The 14,121-nt window shown below is 64.2% G+C and carries 14 protein-coding genes; 3 read left to right on the plus strand and 11 right to left on the minus strand.

Translation table 11 applies throughout. The features are described from left to right. Window positions 1-33: 33 nt before the first annotated feature. Window positions 34-954 (plus strand): phosphatase PAP2 family protein, encoded by a 921-nt coding sequence (locus tag M1D74_RS12680; protein ID WP_458115520.1) that lies wholly within the window; start codon window positions 34-36, stop codon window positions 952-954. Here M1D74_RS12680 and M1D74_RS12685 read toward each other — a convergent pair. Genes M1D74_RS12685 through M1D74_RS12695 form a run of 3 tightly spaced genes read right to left on the minus strand, consistent with a single transcriptional unit; the run spans window position 945 to window position 3,108 of the window. After that, a complete protein-coding gene (locus M1D74_RS12685; protein ID WP_458115521.1) occupies window positions 945-2,156 on the minus strand; it encodes an MFS transporter in 1,212 nt (403 codons plus the stop codon). The genes M1D74_RS12680 and M1D74_RS12685 overlap by 10 nt on opposite strands. Before the next feature lie 9 nt (window positions 2,157-2,165). Further along, a complete protein-coding gene (locus M1D74_RS12690; protein WP_309071834.1) occupies window positions 2,166-2,618 on the minus strand; it encodes a hypothetical protein in 453 nt (150 codons plus the stop codon). Next, window positions 2,611-3,108, minus strand: coding sequence for a cupredoxin domain-containing protein (locus M1D74_RS12695; protein ID WP_458115522.1), 498 nt, complete (start codon window positions 3,106-3,108; stop codon window positions 2,611-2,613). The genes M1D74_RS12690 and M1D74_RS12695 overlap by 8 nt, the downstream gene beginning before the upstream one ends. An 87-nt stretch (window positions 3,109-3,195) precedes the next feature. On the opposite strand from M1D74_RS12695, the gene M1D74_RS12700 reads away from it, so the two are divergent. Beyond that, entirely contained in the window at window positions 3,196-3,891 is a 696-nt protein-coding gene (locus tag M1D74_RS12700) for a dTMP kinase (RefSeq protein WP_458115523.1), read from the plus strand. On the opposite strand, the gene M1D74_RS12705 is transcribed toward M1D74_RS12700, so the two are convergent. The 8 genes from M1D74_RS12705 to pulA form a co-directional block, all read right to left on the minus strand. Next, a complete protein-coding gene (locus tag M1D74_RS12705; RefSeq protein ID WP_458115524.1) occupies window positions 3,826-4,692 on the minus strand; it encodes an MBL fold metallo-hydrolase in 867 nt (288 codons plus the stop codon). The genes M1D74_RS12700 and M1D74_RS12705 overlap by 66 nt on opposite strands. Window positions 4,693-5,020: 328 nt before the next feature. Next, window positions 5,021-5,800: an enoyl-CoA hydratase/isomerase family protein gene (locus M1D74_RS12710; protein ID WP_458115525.1), complete on the minus strand. Its 780-nt coding sequence runs from the start codon at window positions 5,798-5,800 to the stop codon at window positions 5,021-5,023. Window positions 5,801-5,834: 34 nt separating this feature from the next. Continuing rightward, a complete protein-coding gene (gene paaE / locus M1D74_RS12715; RefSeq protein WP_458115526.1) occupies window positions 5,835-7,010 on the minus strand; it encodes a 1,2-phenylacetyl-CoA epoxidase subunit PaaE in 1,176 nt (391 codons plus the stop codon). Then, window positions 7,010-7,519: a 1,2-phenylacetyl-CoA epoxidase subunit PaaD gene (gene paaD / locus M1D74_RS12720; protein WP_458115527.1), complete on the minus strand. Its 510-nt coding sequence runs from the start codon at window positions 7,517-7,519 to the stop codon at window positions 7,010-7,012. The genes paaE and paaD overlap by 1 nt, the downstream gene beginning before the upstream one ends. After that, window positions 7,513-8,337: a 1,2-phenylacetyl-CoA epoxidase subunit PaaC gene (gene paaC / locus M1D74_RS12725; protein WP_458115528.1), complete on the minus strand. Its 825-nt coding sequence runs from the start codon at window positions 8,335-8,337 to the stop codon at window positions 7,513-7,515. The genes paaD and paaC overlap by 7 nt, the downstream gene beginning before the upstream one ends. Continuing rightward, on the minus strand, window positions 8,334-8,687 hold the full coding sequence (gene paaB, locus M1D74_RS12730) for a 1,2-phenylacetyl-CoA epoxidase subunit PaaB (RefSeq protein ID WP_309071842.1): 354 nt from the start codon (window positions 8,685-8,687) through the stop codon (window positions 8,334-8,336). The genes paaC and paaB overlap by 4 nt, the downstream gene beginning before the upstream one ends. After that, entirely contained in the window at window positions 8,688-9,677 is a 990-nt protein-coding gene (gene paaA, locus M1D74_RS12735; RefSeq protein WP_309071843.1) for a 1,2-phenylacetyl-CoA epoxidase subunit PaaA, read from the minus strand. A 170-nt stretch (window positions 9,678-9,847) separates the two neighbouring features. After that, window positions 9,848-12,916 carry a pullulanase-type alpha-1,6-glucosidase gene (gene pulA / locus M1D74_RS12740; protein WP_458115529.1) on the minus strand — a complete coding sequence of 1,023 codons (3,069 nt, stop codon included), beginning with the start codon at window positions 12,914-12,916 and terminating at the stop codon, window positions 9,848-9,850. A gap of 144 nt (window positions 12,917-13,060) precedes the next feature. Between pulA and M1D74_RS12745 the strand changes: the two genes are divergently transcribed. After that, on the plus strand, window positions 13,061-14,092 hold the full coding sequence (locus tag M1D74_RS12745; protein ID WP_309071845.1) for a LacI family DNA-binding transcriptional regulator: 1,032 nt from the start codon (window positions 13,061-13,063) through the stop codon (window positions 14,090-14,092). The last annotated feature ends 29 nt before the right edge of the window (window positions 14,093-14,121 follow it).

The raw sequence follows: 14,121 nt of genomic DNA on the forward strand, positions 1-14,121 counted from the left end.
GAACCATCCCGTCGTTGTGTCAGTGTTAATCAGGTGAGCACCCAGCAATCCACCACGTCTCGCCGTACCTCAACGGCCGCTCGGCACCCCGTGCTGTTTGTTCTCGGCGCACTCGGATGCTTCGTAGCCCTGGGGTGGACCTATTGGGCGTTCGTGCGCACTACCACCGGCCAGTTCGCGGACGAGTCCGCGTGGGCTGAAGCGGGCATCGCAGCACCAGACACTCAGGCTCCTTTCCTGCGGTTCCTGGACAGCCTGCCCCTGATTTCAGTCTTCATCGCCGCAGCGGTGATCCTCTTCGTCACGCTGGGACGGCGGCGGTGGGGGGCAGCCGGTGTTGCGCTCGCCACGATTGTCGGCGCAAACCTCACAACCCAGCTGTTGAAAAACCTCCTGTTCGACCGCCCTGACCGGGGCGTCCCGACGCTTGACTTCAATTCCCTGCCGTCCGGGCACACCACGCTAGCGGCGTCGGCCGCAGCGGCCGTCTTCCTCGTGGTCTCGCCCCGATGGCGACCGCTCGTCGCGGCGGCCGGCGGCACGTACTCGGTCCTGGCCGGGGCAGCGACCTTCATCAACCTCTGGCATCGCCCCGCGGACGTTGTGGCTGCCTACCTGGTGGTTGGCGCGTGGACACTGATCGGCGGTCTTGTCATCATGCGTACCGGCAACCACTGGAACGTGTGGGGCGGTTTTGGGGAGTCCTGGTCTGCCTCCCGGGTGTGGCTCATGCTCTGCTGGGTTCCCGGTCTCATCGGGCTCGCCCTGTCCTCCGGACTGTACCTGTACGTGCAGGCAATTGGTCCTGCTCCTGTCCCCGGCACTGCCGGCACTCCCCTCTTCTTCTGGTCGGGTCTTTCGCTCATTGTCGGCGTCGGCTTTACGCTGAGCGCGACGGCGTGCTGGCTGTTCGCCTCGCAGGCGCGGCTGCGAGGAACCGAGCTTCAGGACTGACGCACTCGCTGTGGCTTCGGCGGCACCCACCGCCACAGAATGACTGCCCCCACCAGCCCCAGACCACCGGTGGTCCAGATTCCTCCCGCCAGTGAGGCCGCGGCCGTCACCGCGGACACAATCCCCGGGCCGGCCATGGTGCCAATGTCCGTCAGAAGCCGCCAGATCCCCAGGAACTGGGGGCGGCCGGGCGACGGCGAAAAGTCTGCCCCCAGAGTCATGACAATGCCCGAGCCGATCCCATTTCCAAATCCGATGAGCAGGGCAACGGCGAGGAGGCTGAAAGCATCACGGGTCAAGGGCAGCAGGAGTAGCGCTGTGCCCATGATCAGCATGCAGGGCACCGCTACCCAGCGCCTGCCATACACATCCATCACCTTCCCCGCGGGATAGAAGATAAGCATGTCGATGGCGCCGGAGACACCGTAGATGAGCGCCGTCGTCGTAGGATCCAGTCCGATTTCCTGCGCCCAGAGCGGCAGGACCGCCTGCCTCGTGGCGCGGACCGCTGCGATCAGCAGCACTCCTGCGCCCACAGTGGCGAAGATCCGCGCGTGAGCGCGCAGGATCGCTCGCAGAGTCGGCGGAGCTGCGGGTTGACCGTCGGTGCCGCCGGGCGCGGATCTGCCGTGTGAACTGCCTGGTTCCGGCACACGGAAGCTCAGTACGGCAGCGATCAAAGTGGTTACGGCGCCAACCCAATACGCGCCGTCGAGCCCGAGAAAACTCATCGCGAGGGCGCCCGCGAAGGGCCCGAGGAAGACGCCGATTCTGGTGACTCCGCCGAGCGTGGACAGCGCCCGGGCACGGAAGTGGATGGGCACAGCCTCAGTGAGGTAACTCTGGCGGGCAAGACCGAAAACGGCCCCCGCCATGCCGATCATGAAGATCGCGGCAGCGAACATGGCCAGATTGGTTGAGGCCAGCGCGAGGATCATCGCTGCCGAGCACCAGAGGGACGCAGCGACGAGGGACCACCGCTCCCCGAAACGGGAGGTGATCAAGGTGGCGGGAACGTTCGTGACCAGCGACCCGATGCCGGTCAGGGTGAGGATCAGCGCCGCCGTCGCAATGTCCGCCCCAAGTTCGGTGGCCGAAAGCACGATGACCGGCACGATCGATCCGGTTGCGGCGCCATAGAGAAGCGACGGACCGTAGGCGCCAACGGCGATCCTGCGAAGATTGAACGGTTCCTGGCGCACCGTTCAACGCTAGCGCAGTGCGGCATCCTTCCGTGGCGCCAGGAAGAATCCGACGACGGCAAGTACCCCGGCGACGCCCTCAGCTACGGCGCTCGCGGTCTTCTCGAAGAACCAGAGCGGCTCATACATCGCCGGAATCGGTCCGACCTGCGGCAGTTGGATGTAGGCCGACAATACGACCGCGGCGAACGCCGAGAGCGCTACCAGGGCTGCGACGGCGTAGGACAGACGGCTCCCGCGAATTAGGACATAGAGCGCAGCCAGGATGGCTACAACGGCCTGAATCCGGAAGAGGTTGCCTCCACCGATGCCGTCCGGGTAAGCGAACTGGTAGTTCGGAGCGAGGACAAAGTGCACGTACGCGTCGATGGCCAGTCCTACCGCAATGAGGACACGAAGCACCATCATCAGCGGTGCCGACCGTGGACGGGCAACAGACCCGTGGGTGGCTGCGTTAGCCATCGCTGCTCACCACGAGAGTGCCCGTCATGTTGGGGTGGTAAGTGCAGAAGAACGGATACTCGCCCGCTTCCGACGGGGCCGTGAACGTGGTGGTCTCACCACCCTGCACTATGGCGTCGAAGTCCTCGGTCTCGGTGGTTGTTACGGTATGCGGGGCGGTGTCCTCGTTGACTACCGTGATCTCGGCTCCGGCCGGAACGGTCTCCGGCATCTCATACTCGAAGTTACGGATCGTAATGACGATCTCCTCAGCCGGTGCTTCTTCACTGGGTGCCTCCGAGGCTGATTCACTGGGTGCCTCCGAGGCGGGTTCACTGGACTCCTCGGCGGATCCCGTCTCCTCGGGCGTGGACTCTGCTGTGGTCTCTGCCGCGGCGCTGGTCTCTGCAGGGGGAGCTTCGCTCGTGGGTTCACCGCCGGACGCGCAACCGGCGACGCCGACCAGCACCGTCGCAAGAACCAGGCCTAGTGCACTACGTGGGATATTCATGGTGCTCCCCTCATTGCGGACCACCAGTCTTCACCCAGTCGCCCTTGCGATGATTGTTTCCAGAGAGTACACCCGCGAAAGGCCAAAATGACCCAGTTCCCAAGGAATCCACAGGTTCTGCGTGTGGTCCTGCTCGGAATCGACGGGGCGGGCAAAACCACTGTTGCGCGAACGGTTATTCAGAAGCTTCACGAGCGGGGCATCGACGCCCAGTTGTTCCGAAATCCCGGCGGACGGCGCACCCTTGACCGCTGGGCGTCGCGCTGGTCAAAAACCGCCGAGTCGATGCTCGGCGCGCGCATGCTGGACAGGATGGAGACGGTCCTCCGCGTCCTGGCGGTGCTTCGCTCAACCCTTCAATCACGACGACGCCGGGGCGTCATCATCTTCGACCGCCACCTTCAATGCCAGCTCGCTCTTCGGCAGGTGCGTGGCTTGCCCTGCGGCGTCGTGTTGCCCTGGCTATTGAGCATGCTCCCGAAACCGGACCTCGTCGTTTACCTCAGTGTTGACCCGCGCACGGCAAAAGCCCGCATCACTTCGCGTAACACCGACCGGGAAACGCTGGAGTTCCTGAGCGTTCTCGACGCCTCCTACAGGCGCCTTCCTGACTTTGGCAGCTATGAAGTGATCGAGGCGAATGGCTCTGCCGCCGAGACGGCGGCTGCGTTCCTGGCGAAGGTCGAGCCCCTGCTACAACTCCTCGCGCCAAAGGGCTCAACCTCTGTCGGTCTGCCGCTCCAGCCACTTCCAGTGCGCGAGGGTACGGAGGCGGGTCAGTAGGGCCCGGGACTGCTCCGGTCCATACGGCAGGATCGGGATGGCCTTGGTCATGTCCACCGAAGCCTCATCCATCGCCACTTTCGTGACCCGGACTGCGCTGCGCATCTTGTTCAGCTGGGTCACCACAAACTCCGCGTTCACGGGGGCCCCGTGCCCGGGCACGAAGATGTCGTACAAATCATCGAGCGCCGCGATCTTGCCCAGCGTGCGGATCCACTCCGTCGGGAAGGAGTCCTCGAAGGCCGGATCGGCACCTTCCTCCACCAGGTCCCCGGTGAAGAGGACATCGCCTGCGCCTACCAGAAGGTCGTTGTCCGTGTGCCCTGTTCCCAGGTGGAACAAGGTCACCGATATGCCGCCGAGGTCCAGGTCGACCGGCGATCCGGACACGACCCTGTTCGCCGGATGGACTGCGGTGTGCTCGCCCTCGCCGGCAGCCATGGCCGGCTCCGATTCGGTGACCTCCACCCGCTGTTCCTCGCCGCTTTCACGTATGACGGCGGCACACCGCTCGGTCGCCCAGAAATCCGCCACGCCCTGCGCCGCAAAGTACGCGTTCCCGAAGACATGGTCGAAGTGGGAGTGCGTGTTCACAACGCAGAGCGGCAGCTCTGTGATCTGCCGCACCGCCTCGAAGATCTCGGCAGCCTGCTGCGGCCCGGCCCCCGTGTCGATCACGAGCGCGCGTTCTGTCCCAAGCACCAGCCCTGTGTTCAGAGCGTAGGGATTTGTCTGCAGCATCCACGCCCGGTCCCCCAGTTGTTTCCATGGGTGGGACTGTTCAACGAGCGGCTCGGACATAGGTTCCTCTCGGGTCGCGGCTGAAACCCTAAGCCTATCGGCAGGGTCCCGGTGCGAGCGCAGCGAGCTCCGGGGAGCCGATGGGCGCTATCGGCAGGGTCCAGGTGCGAGCGCGTGGATGACCGGGCGTCCGCCGTTCTGGAGGTGACGTCCCGTTCTGAACGTCACCGTCCCCCATGAGGCCCCCCGGCGGACTGCCCCGGCCACATGTCCTAGTAAATGCCACGAAAGAATAAATGTGGTACCTCCACCGGAAATTATCTGTTATTGAGTTCAAAACGTTGCAGAACTCGTTGCTCCGATGTATCAGACCGGTCAGAAATCACCGCTAGCCGCGGAAAACCGGCATCCGCTTCTCCTGGAAAGCCCTGAAACCCTCCGCATAGTCGGCGCTGCTGCACAGCTGGCCCTGTGCCGCGTTTTCGTCCCCCAGTGATTCCCAGAGGCCTAGCCTTCGATCCCGGATGGAAGCGACGAGCTCCTTCGACGCCCGGAACGCACCAGTGGCGCCTTGTGCGACGCGTTCAACGGTGACGCGGGTGGCTGGAAGCAACTCCTCGGCAGGGAATGCCCTACTGAACAGACCGCTGGCGACGGCGTCCGCTCCGCTCATGAGGTCGGCGGTGTAGATGAGGTCGAGCGTTCGATGTGCTCCAAGCCTCTCCGTGAAAAGCCAATGGCCGCCGGAATCGAGCGTTGCACCAAGCTTGGCGAACGGTGAACCGATCTTCGCGGAGTCAGCGACATAAACAACGTCCGTGGCAATAAGCAGACCCAGTCCCACGCCGAGGCATGCACCGTGAGCCGCCGCGAACGTAGGTGCCGGAAAAGCGGACATCTTCTTCAACAGCGGGGTGACCAGTCCGTCGAGGTAAGCGACTGCGTCGTCCGTTTCCGGCTCGACGCCGGAGATGTCGCGACCGGCGCAGAATGCCCGGCCTTCGCCTCGCAGCAACAGGGCACGCACCCGGCCGTCTGCTGCAGCGGAGGCGGCGTCGTCGTACGCATCCGACAGCTCGGCAAGAGCGTCCTCGTCGAGCGAATTGAGCTTCTCCGGCGCGTTGAGCACAATCTCGGCGACACCGTTCTCGATTATCAACTCGATCAACGATCGCTCCTCTTCTATGAATATCCGGTAGGTATCAGGCGTCGTAGTCGACGGTGACTTCGGAGCTGGTGGGTCGGGACTGACACGTCAACACGTAACCCTTCGCGAGCTCATCCGGCTCAAGAGCGTAGTTCTCGTCCATGTCAACGGTTCCGCTGACCAATTTGGCACGGCACGTCCCGCAGACACCTCCGGCACATGCGAAGGGAACGTCGGGGCGCACGCGCAGCGCCGCGTTCAGGATGGATTCCCGGGCGTGGGTGGGGCTCGACACGGTGCCCTTCAATCCGTCGAGGTTGAAGTTGATGGCGTAGCTGTCTTCGCTGCCGTCAGTGCTGACCGGACGGCCGATCTGGCCCTCCGGCTTTGTGGGCTCACCGGTAGTGAACAACTCGAAACGGATCTTCTCAGCCGGCACGCCCCGCTCGGCAAGGGTGTCACGGCACAGTTGAACCAGTTCGAAGGGCCCGCAGAGGAACCACTCATCGACTTCTTCGGTCCGGATGACGCTGGTCAGCATGGTCCGGAGTTTCCCCGCATCGATACGTCCGCTCAGCAACGGCGAGATGCGCTGCTCGCGCGAGAGCACGTGGTGCAGAGCGAACCGGGCGGGATAACGGTCCTTCAGGTCGGCGAGCTCCTCGAGGAACATGACGTCCATGGCCGCCTTGTTGGCGTAAATGAGATCCAGACGCACCGCCGGGTTCGCTGCAAGCACCGATCGCGCGATGGCAATGACCGGAGTGATGCCCGAACCCGCAGCGACGGCCACGAAGGAATGCTCCGTGGTCGTGTCGATGCTCTCGGGGGTGTTGATTTCGGTCATCGGGTGCTTCGAGATGAACTGGCCCATCGGGCTCATCACGTCGAGCTTGTCGCCTGCCCTCAGGAACTCGTTGGCCCAGGTGGAGAACGTGCCCCCGAGGTCCTTTTTGATGGCGACGCGGATCTCACTGCTGCCGTCTTCGAAAGTACGCGGTTCCGCACAGATGGAATAGCTGCGGCGGACTTCCTTCGGCTCGCCATCGACGTCGAGCATCGTCCGGAGCGCGACGTACTGCCCCGGTACATAATCGAACCGCCCGGCCAGTTCCTCGGGAACAGCGAAGGTCACCTCGATGGCGTCCTCGGTGAGCCGTCGAACTTCAGCGACCGTCAGTTCGTGGAAGGCCGTCCGACGCTTGGTCGACGGTGCGAGTTTCACTGCCATTAGTGGACCTTGAAGTAGTCGAAGGGTTCCCTGCAGTCCTGGCAGACATAGAGCGCCTTGCAGGATGTGGAACCGAAGCGGGTAAGTTCTCGGGTGTTCAGCGAGGAGCACTGCGGGCACTTGACGCTCAGCCCCACGCTCACCTTGCCGGCGGCGGCCTTACCGGTGGGCGGGGCGATTCCGTACTCTTCCAGCTTGGCCTTGCCCGACGGACTCATCCAGTCTGTGGTCCACGCCGGTGACAGCACGAGCTTCACGTTCACATCCGTATGACCCTTGGAGACAAGGGCCGTGATGATGTCGTCGCGGATCGCGTCCATCGCCGGGCACCCCGAATAGGTGGGCGTGATCGTGACGGTGGCGGCGCCGTCGTCGTCAATGGAGACCGCACGGAGGACGCCGAGATCCTCAATGGTGAGCACTGGAATTTCGGGATCCGCCACAGTGGCGGCGATCTCCCAGAGAGTCGCCTCACGAGCGGTTCGCGGCGACTGCAGGGTGGCTACCATGTTGCTCCCGGGTGCTCGCGGGCCAGAACCTGCATCTCGGCCAGGATGTAGCCCAGGTGTTCACTGTGGCGGCCCTGCCGTCCGCCGCCAACGGAAACGGGAACGTCCGGAACCTCGAGTTCGGCTTCAGAGAACAGCGCCTCGATCTCCGCATCGAACGAGGCGCGGAGCGAGGACGGCTTGACCGCGACGCCGTCGAGTGAGGTCACGAGCTCATCGTCCTCAAATAGCTCCCCGACGTACGGCCAGGTCAGGAGGATCCCTTCGATCATGCGGCGGCGTGACTCGTCGGTTCCGAGCGCCAGGCGCAGGACCCACTGGCGGGCGTGATCGCGGTGGTAGTCGACTTCCTTCACGGCCTTCGCCGCGATCGCTGCGAGCGTGGCGTCGGCGGAATTCACCAGACGGGAGTAGAGGTCGTACTGGTATTGGGAGATAACCAGCTGCCGTGCGATGGTCCGGGCGAAGTCCCCGTTGGGCTGCTCCACAAGATGCGCGGAGCGGAATTCGTCCTCTCCCCGGAAGTACGCCAGGTCGTCCTCGGTCTTGTCCCAGGCATGGCCCGCATAGGTCAGGAAAGAACGCGCGTGGCCGATCTGGTCGAGGGCGATGTTGCCGAGGGCCACGTCCTCCTCGAGCTCCGGAGCGCGGGAAATCCACCAACCCAGACGCTGGGCGAGGATAAGCGCGTCGTCGCCAAGTCTCAGCGCATACTCCCCGACAGCCCCGGTCGGCTTGACCCCGGAGGCGGCGATGTCTTCGGGCCGCAGCGCGTTTCCCGGAGTGATGCGGGTGGCGCTCGCGTTGGATTCGCTCACAGGTGCTTCACTCCTTCGCTCTTCGTGTAGTACGTGGCGTGCCGGTAATCCTTGCCCTGCGGCGATTCGAAAAACTGGCCCTTGGCGTCCGGATCGCTGGCGATGATGGCGGATGCGGGGACCACCCAAAGGCTCACGCCCTCGTTACGCCGGGTGTACAGGTCCCGAGCATTGCGGACAGCCATCTCGGCGTCGGGCGCGTGCAGCGACCCGGCGTGCACGTGACTGAGGCCGCGTGAGGAGCGGACGAACACTTCCCAGAGCGGCCAGGGCTCTGCTGTGGGGTGGTCGGGTTGCTCCGCGCTGGGAGCCTTGGAGCCGTCGTCGCCCGTCTGTGATCCGCTGACCATCTACGCCGCCTTTACTGTCATATCGCGCTGGTCAGCGCGCTTCGCTGCCTGCTTCGCCGCGTAAGCGGCGGCGGCCTCACGAACCCAGGCGCCGCCGTCGTGCGCTTCCCTGCGCCGCTCCATGCGCTGGGCGTTGCACGGTCCACGGCCGGCGAGGACTTCCTTGAACTCGTTCCAGTCGAGCGGGCCGTGTTCCCACCTGCCTGTGGCGTCGTTGTAGCGGATCTGGTCATCCGGAAGGGTGAGTCCGAGGGTCTTGACCTGTTCGACGATCATGCCCACGAACCGCGAGCGCAGCTCATCGTTCGAGAACCGCTTGATGTTCCAGGCCATCGACTGCTGGGAGTTGGGCGAGTCCTCATCCGGCGGACCGAACATCATGAGGCTCGGTGCGTACCAGCGGTTGACGGCGTCCTGCGCCATCTGTTTCTGGGCCGGCGTTCCGTTGGACAGCTCAAGCAGAATCTCGAAGCCCTGGCGCTGGTGGAAGGACTCTTCCTTGCAGATGCGTACCATCGCACGCCCGTACGGCCCGTAGGAGGCGCGGCAGAGGGGCACCTGGTTGGCGATCGCAGCGCCGTCGACGAGCCAACCGATCGCACCCATGTCGGCCCAGGTGCGTGCCGGGTAGTTGAAGATGCTCGAGTAGCGCGCCTTGCCGGCAATGAGGTCCGCCATCATGGAGTCCCTCGTGGTCCCGAGGGTTTCGGCCGCTGAGTACAGGTACAGCCCGTGCCCAGCTTCGTCCTGGACCTTGGCCATCAGGATGGCCTTGCGCTTCAGGCTGGGGGCTCGGGTGATCCAGTTCGCCTCGGGCTGCATGCCGATGATTTCGGAGTGTGCGTGCTGCGAGATCTGGCGGGTGAGGGTCTTGCGGTATGCCTCAGGCATCCAGTCGCGGGGTTCGATCCGGGAGTCCTCGGCGATCAGCCTGTCGAACTGTTCCTGCTCCGCGGTCAGGTCCTGCGGAGTGTCAGTCGCGGTTGTCATGATGGTCACCTCACTGTGCGAGGCCGGCGATATGCCGGCCCGAAATAATTACCGACCGTTCGTTCAGGATATCGGCGACGCGACTTCAGAGTCAACACTGGCAGGACTCTGACACACGTGAAGGCCGGAACAGCTGGTCAAGCTGTCCGGCCTTCACGAGTTGCTGAGGTTTACTTCGCCTCGAAGACAGCGACGGTCAGCGGCGGGACCGTAAAGCTGCCCGTCGACGAATCGAAGGCCGCACCCTTCACCACCTCGTCCGAGCCGCCCTGCTGGACCCGGTGCAGAGCGAAGGCCTGCCCCGCGGCGGCAGGCACCGTTTGCGTGGTCGTCGTGTCGGATGCGTTGAAAACGACGACGACGCCGGTCCGCTCGCTGTCGACATCCGATCCGGTGGTGTCATCAATGTGCATGACGATTACGCCCGGTGTCTGCTCCGGTCCACCGGAGGGAAACGACAGCTTCTGCTGAACCAGGTCGGCAGAGCCGAGATGGAACAGCGACGAGCTCTTGCGGATCTCAAGGAGCGATTTCGCTTGTTCCCGAGCCGTGGCGATGTCCGCCGGTGTGGGCTTGAGTGCCGGATCCGCGAGCAACGGCTTCATGAACTCATATTTGTCGGCGTTGTCGGCGCGCGGCGGCAATCCACGGGCAAATCCGTTCTCCGTCCCGGTGTGGTCCAGAAGGTTGAACCAGTCACCCGAGTCATAGCTGTTACGGTCCAGGGATTTGCTGCGCAGGGCTTCTCCCCCGGCGTGCCAGAAGGACACGCCCTGTCCGAGCGCGGTGGTACTGAGCGAGAGCGTCTGGAACCGGATGCGGTCCGCCATCGTCGTCTCCGGGGCCAGCTTGAAGGCGAGGCTGTCGAACAGAGTCTCGTTGTCGTGGGCCTCGACGTAGCTGATGGCTTCCTGCGGATCCGCAGTGTAGCCGGCGGGGCTGCCGTTGTAGTCGATGTCGGCTCCACTCACTTCGGCGCCCGTGCGGTCAACGAATCTGTAGTTCCGGAGGTTGCCCGTCAGACCCACCTTGATCTGGTCCTGGTTCAGGAGCAGTCTGGCCCGCTGGTCCGCGGGGCTGCCGTTCACCTCGGCACCGTTGGGTTGCGTCAGGAGGCCCGAGCCGAAGCCCTGTACACGCGGATCCTCATCGAAGGGTCCGCCACCGCGCACTGCGTCACGGAGTCGGTCATTGAAGGTCCCGATTCCCGTGCCCGCCATGTTTGCCTGGGTTGCCTGCTCAAAGCGTGCATTGTCTGCGACCTCGCCGAAGTTCCACCCTTCCCCGTAGACGTAGACGCTCTTGCCGTCCACGCCGTCCCGCTCAAGAGTCAGTTCATCGAGGGCTGCTCGCACGTCGAGCATGTTTTGCTTGCTGTGGTGGCCCATCAGGTCGAACCGGAATCCATCAAGCTTGTAGGTGCGGGCGAGCGTCACGATCGAATCAACCATGAGCTTGCCCATCATCGCGTTCTCGGTTGCCGTATTGGGGCAGCAGGTCGAGGTTTCGACAGCTCCGCTGGTGGCGTTCAACCGGTGATAGTAGCCCGGCACGATGCGGTCGAGGTTGTTGTTTGAGGCCTGCCCGGCGCCTGCGGTGTGGTTGTAAACCACGTCCTGGACCACCCTCAGCCCGGCAGTGTTCAGGCCTGCGACCATCTCCCGGAATTCGCGGATGCGGGTGCCGTCGCTTGGGTCTGTCGAGTACGAGCCCTCAGGCGTCGTGTAGTGCAGCGGGTCGTAGCCCCAGTTGAAGCCGTCCTTGCCCGCAACAGCGGCCACGCAGGCCTGCTGTTCTTCGCTGTCTGGGGCGAACTTCGCAAGCTCGCACTGCGGCTCGGCCTGTACGTCGCGGCGCTCCTCGATTGTTCCGATGTCGTTGACCGGCAGCAGGTGTACAGCATTCAAACCGGAGTCCGCGAGGTCCGCAAGGCGCTTCATGCCGTCGCTGTCCCTCTCGGCGAAGGCGGCGTAGGTTCCACGACGCTCCTCCGGAACCGTAGCGTCATTGATCGAGAAATCGCGCACGTGCAGCTCGTAGAGTGAGAGGTCTTCGGGCTGGGCGAGGGTCGGCTTCTTGAGCGACTCCCAGCCGGAAGGCGCCAGTTGCGGGTCCGTCAGGTTCACGATCAGGCTGCGCTCGGAGTTGGTGGACAGGCCGACGCTGTAGGGGTCCGTCACGAGGTTTCGCTCAACCTGGCCGGTCTCAGGTACGTAGACCTCCACCTCATAGAGGTAGTACGCATCCTTCCAATTCTTCTCCCCCACAACTGACCAGACGCCGTCGTGCCCTTCCTTCAAGGGAACGCTGGCCAGGACTTCCCCGCCGGAACCCTCCCGGTAGACGTGGAGGCTGACCTCGCGGGCAGTTGGTGCCCAGAGGTCGAAGCGCGGGCGCGGTCCCTTCCAGCTCAGTCCGAGTGACCGCTTCACAGCGTTTGGGTACAGCGCGTCGATGACGCCCGGCACCTGGACGCGCGTGGCCTGCAGCACCGACCCATCAGCGCCAACCTGGACGGCAAGCAACTCTCCCTTGAGCAGCTTCCTTGCCTGGACGGCCGCTTTGCTGGGCAGCGTCAGGAGATCGAAAGACTTCAGGTGTGGCTGGGCCGCAGCGAACTCGGGATCGAGTGCATCGCCCCTGCGTTCCAGATTGAGGTAGTCACCACCGGTTATCGCCCCGTCCACTACCTCCAGGCCGCCGTTTGTCGAGGAGTAAAGACGGTAGGAGGCTCCCTCGGGCGCTTCATCCAGGTCCCAGGCGAAGGTTCCCGGCGCCAGCCAATGCGCCGCAGCCCCGGCAATCGCGGACTGCTGAACGTCACTGGTGATGACGTGGGTGCTGTGGTTATAGGTGAAGGTGATCGGCCCTCCCTGCGAGGTCAGGGCGATGTCGGCTCCTCCTGCTGCGCCGCCGTCGCCGTAGTTTTCGGTCCAGTTCCCGTTGAGCGCTGCTTTGTAGGCGTAGTCACCCGCTGGAACCTCAAACGTACCGCTATAGATTCCCGGCGACCCAGCGACTTCACTCAAGGCCGTCGCGGCGCATTCGGGCTGCCAGTCGCCGGCACACCCAAGCTCTGACTGGAGCGAGCCCACGAGGGTCACGGATTGCGGGGATGGGCTGTGGTCAGCAAGCGCCGGCAAAGGCATCAGGCTGACCAGTAGCGGTCCGGTCACGACACCGGCAGCGAGCCCGGCGAAGCGCCGTCGCCTGCGGTGAATGGATGAGGTGGTGTGCATGGATCCTCCTTGACGCGCTTCACTGCACGTCCGGTTCGGTAGTAGGCCACTTCACCCTAGGAAGCGGCCGAATGACCGTCAAGGGTTTACTGAAATTTTCATGAAAGTTTCACCCGTCGATCGCGCGGAAGATAGGATGGATCCGTGACGCTCCCACCGTTGACCGACAAGCCCCGGCTGGAGGATGTTGCGCGCCGCGCAGGAGTCAGCGTCCCCACCGTCTCGCGGGTGATGAACGGTCGCAGCGGCGCTTCACGAGAGACCCGGCAGGCCGTCCTCACCGCAATGGACGATCTGGGTTACGAGCGTCCGGACCGTCTCTCCGGCCGGGCGAACGGGCAGATCGGCATTGTGGTGCCCGATCTGGTGAACCCGATCTTTCCCGCTTTCGCCGGAGCCATCAGTGCGCTGGTTGCCCCCCATGACTTCATCCCGGCCCTGTGCACCCTCCCCGGCGGCGGCGTCACTGAGGATGAATATGTTTCCCTGCTGCTGGATCAAGGCGTCCGCGGATTGATTTTCGTGTGCGCCGCACACGCGGATGGCCGTGCAAGCGTCGAGAGATATCACCGGCTGCGAGCCCGCGGCATCCCGTTTGTGCTGACCAACGGCACCCGGCCGGAGGTCGATGCACCCTCCATCGCGAATGACGACTCCATGGCCATCCAGACCGCCGTTCGCCACCTCGCATCGCTTGGGCATCGGAAGGTCGGATTTGCCACCGGGCCTGAACACTTCATTCCAAGTCGCCGGAAGCTCGAAGGTTTTCGGGTAGGGCTTGAGCAACATCTCGGCCAGACGGATCCGTCAGAGCACACGGCCGTCACCATGTTCAGCATCGAGGGCGGGCACAGCGCCGCCGTCGAGCTTCTGGAGACTGGCCACACGGGCATCGTGTGCGCGTCCGACGTCATGGCTCTCGGCGCCATCCGCGCCGCACGCTCACGGGGCCTGCGGGTGCCCGACGACGTATCCGTGGTGGGCTTCGATGACTCCCCCCTGATGGCGTTCACTGATCCCCCGCTGACGACGCTCCGCCAACCCGTCGCCGGCATGGCAGAGGCGGCCGTCCAGGCGCTGCTCACGGAATTGTCGGGCGGACGCAGCAGCCGCACGGAGTCGTTGTTCGAGTCGGACCTGATCGTCCGGGGATCCACCGCGGCCGCGCCCAGCTGATCTGCGCCGCCCTCTGGCAGGATAGTTTC

The organism is Arthrobacter sp. D2-10 (genome assembly GCF_054161285.1).

Coding starts and splice junctions, on each gene's coding strand:
- M1D74_RS12705 (WP_458115524.1), bottom strand. CDS start 4,692: ATGTCCGAGCCGCTCGTTGAACAGTCCCACCCATGGAAACAACTGGGG.
- M1D74_RS12700 (WP_458115523.1), top strand. CDS start 3,196: ATGACCCAGTTCCCAAGGAATCCACAGGTTCTGCGTGTGGTCCTGCTC.
- pulA (WP_458115529.1), bottom strand. CDS start 12,916: ATGCACACCACCTCATCCATTCACCGCAGGCGACGGCGCTTCGCCGGG.
- M1D74_RS12695 (WP_458115522.1), bottom strand. CDS start 3,108: ATGAATATCCCACGTAGTGCACTAGGCCTGGTTCTTGCGACGGTGCTG.
- paaB (WP_309071842.1), bottom strand. CDS start 8,687: ATGGTCAGCGGATCACAGACGGGCGACGACGGCTCCAAGGCTCCCAGC.
- paaA (WP_309071843.1), bottom strand. CDS start 9,677: ATGACAACCGCGACTGACACTCCGCAGGACCTGACCGCGGAGCAGGAA.
- paaD (WP_458115527.1), bottom strand. CDS start 7,519: ATGGTAGCCACCCTGCAGTCGCCGCGAACCGCTCGTGAGGCGACTCTC.
- paaE (WP_458115526.1), bottom strand. CDS start 7,010: ATGGCAGTGAAACTCGCACCGTCGACCAAGCGTCGGACGGCCTTCCAC.
- M1D74_RS12690 (WP_309071834.1), bottom strand. CDS start 2,618: ATGGCTAACGCAGCCACCCACGGGTCTGTTGCCCGTCCACGGTCGGCA.